Annotated in this window: 3 protein-coding genes; all 3 read left to right on the top strand. The window is 36.5% G+C overall.

Features of this window, described 5'->3' with window-relative positions:
• Window positions 1–1,391, top strand: a 1,391-nt coding sequence (pckA, locus tag QVA17_RS12450) for a phosphoenolpyruvate carboxykinase (ATP) (RefSeq protein ID WP_287389324.1), incomplete at its 5' end; no start/stop codon positions are given.
• A 210-nt stretch (window positions 1,392–1,601) separates the two neighbouring features.
• A complete protein-coding gene (locus QVA17_RS12445) occupies window positions 1,602–2,363 on the top strand; it encodes a flagellin (RefSeq protein ID WP_287389323.1) in 762 nt (253 codons plus the stop codon).
• A gap of 82 nt (window positions 2,364–2,445) precedes the next feature.
• Window positions 2,446–2,694 (top strand): hypothetical protein, encoded by a 249-nt coding sequence (locus QVA17_RS12440; protein ID WP_027432126.1) that lies wholly within the window; start codon window positions 2,446–2,448, stop codon window positions 2,692–2,694.
• The last annotated feature ends 113 nt before the right edge of the window (window positions 2,695–2,807 follow it).

The raw sequence follows: 2,807 nt of genomic DNA, 5'->3' as shown, positions 1-2,807 counted from the left end.
CTGTTTGGTGGACATCAGAAGAATATCCAAACGATAACCATCCAGCTTCACAGGAAGCTTGGGAGGCATGCAAGAAGTTAGCAGTTGAAGAACTTTCAGGTAAGAAGTTATATGTAGTTGATGGTTTCTGTGGAGCTAATGAAGGAACACGTCTTGCAGTTCGTTTCATCATGGAAGTAGCTTGGCAGGCACATTTTGTTAGAAACATGTTCATTAAGCCAACAGCTGAAGAAGAAGCTAACTTCGAACCAAACTTTGTAATCTACAATGCTTCAAAGGCTAAGGTTACTAATTACAAGGAATTAGGACTTAATTCAGAAACAGCTGTTTTATTTAACGTATCTAGCCGTGAGCAGGTTATCCTTAACACATGGTACGGTGGAGAAATGAAGAAGGGTATGTTCTCAATGCAGAACTACTTCTTACCACTTAATGGTATGGCTTCAATGCACTGTTCAGCTAATACAGATATGGAAGGTAAGCACACAGCTATCTTCTTTGGTCTTTCAGGTACAGGTAAGACAACTCTTTCAACAGATCCTAAGAGATTATTAATTGGTGATGATGAACATGGTTGGGATGATAATGGTGTATTCAACCTTGAAGGTGGTTGCTATGCTAAGGTTATCGGTCTTGATAAGGAATCAGAACCAGATATTTACAATGCAATTAAGAGAAATGCTCTTTTAGAGAACGTTACAGTTGATGCTAATGGTAAGATTGATTTTGATGATAAGAGTGTTACAGAAAATACTCGTGTATCATATCCAATTGATCATATTGATAAGATTGCACAGAAGGTTAACAAGATTTCTTCTGGTCCAGATGCAGATAACGTAATTTTCCTTTCTGCAGATGCTTTCGGAGTACTTCCTCCTGTATCTATTCTTACACCAGAGCAGACAAAGTATTACTTCCTTTCAGGATTTACTGCTAAGCTTGCTGGTACAGAAAGAGGTATTACAGAACCTACACCTACATTCTCTGCTTGCTTCGGTCAGGCTTTCCTTGAGCTTCACCCAACAAAGTATGCTGAAGAACTTGTTAAGAAGATGGAAAAGAGCGGTGCTAAGGCTTACTTAGTTAACACAGGTTGGAATGGTACAGGTAAGAGAATTTCTATTAAGGATACTCGTGGAATCATTGATGCAATCCTTTCAGGTGATGTATTAAAGGCTCCAACTAAGAAGATTCCTTACTTCGACTTCGAGGTTCCTACAGAACTTCCAGGTGTTGATCCTGCAATTCTTGATCCAAGAGATACATATGCAGATGCAGCTGAATGGGAAGCAAAGGCTAAGGATCTTTCTGAGAGATTCATTAAGAACTTCAAGAAGTACGAGACAAATGAATCTGGTAAGGCTTTAGTTGCAGCTGGTCCTCAGTTATAATTTGATTTATTATTGAAAGATATATAGTTGTGAATTTTGCTCCACTAGGATATTTCCTAGTGGAGTTTTTTTATGCGTAAATGTGTATTTCATTTCACAAAAAGTTCACTTTACAATATATTAGTACTAATATACTATAAATACAACAAGAGGCTAATTAATAGGCAGAAAAACATTTTTAAAGAAGGATTATAAATTTGGAGGTATCTTATGAGTGGAGTATCAAGTGTAACTAGTTCAAGTAACTATTACAGCTCTATTGCATCAGGTGTTTCATTACAGTCAGCAGCAGATGGCGCAGCGGAATTAGCTATATCAGAGGCCGCTGAGGCACAAGTTAATTCCTATGATGTAGGAAGTTCTAACGTAGAATCAGCAGTATCGGTGCTTAATATTGAAGATGCTGCCCTAGAAGGTATTACAGACTATTTACAGCAAATTAGGGAGCTATCAATTCAAGCTTCAAACGATACCCTTTCATCAACAGAGAAGGCTGCTATTCAAGAAGAGATTAATCAATTAAAAGAAGGTATTACAGACATTGCAGATACAACTAACTACAATGGCATTTCACTCCTTGATGGAAGCAAGGACGATTTAAATGTGGCTACAGATGGAAATGGTTCTACAGCTACAGTTTCAACATATAATTCGACTCTAGAAGCCCTAGGAATTGCTGATTATGACGTAACAGGAGACTTTGATATATCAGACATTGATGCTGCCTTAGAGACAGTTTCTAGTATGCGTTCAGAAACAGGTGCAACAACTAATAGTATGTCCCATATTACAGTCTATAACAGCATGGCTTCATATAACCAGTCAAGGGTTTTAAGCCAGTTGCAGGATACAGATTATTCTGAGGCAGTAAGTGAGATGAAAAAGCAGGCTGTTTTAGACACCTATAAGCTTATGATGCAAAAGAAGCAGCAAGAAGACGAGAAGGAAAAGGCTAATATAGTCTTTCAGTAACATTTTATAAAAACTTTATTTACTATTTGTTCATAAAATGTTATTCTAGCCAAGTAAGAAATTTTTCTGAAAGGTAGAGAATATGGTAGACAGTCGTAATTTTAAGAATTTAAATTCAACTAACAGAAGCGGTAAGGGTTCATCAAGTTTAAAGAAGAATCAGTGGGTTCCTTTTGTAATTATCGTTATTTTAGCAGTTGCATTAATTGCGCTAAATTACCTTATGATGGACATTTTACAGTGGGCTAATGACTCAGCTGCAAGCCAGACTGAGGAGACAACAGCCGCTCTACAAATGATAACTAACAACTTTATTTTTAAATTTTTCTAGATGAATTTTAGCTAACATAGATAAAGCAAGTAAATTTAAAGACCTGATTTTATTTTTATCAATTGATAAAGTAAAGTCGGGTCTTTTTGTATTTTTAATTTTGTGAAGTAAGT

Origin of the sequence: Lachnospira sp., assembly GCF_016290755.1 — a bacterium.
Classification (GTDB): Bacteria; Bacillota; Clostridia; order Lachnospirales; family Lachnospiraceae; genus Lachnospira; species Lachnospira multipara.
The sequence above is the reverse complement of the archived record's forward strand: the minus strand, read 5'-3'. Positions and strand labels throughout refer to the sequence as shown.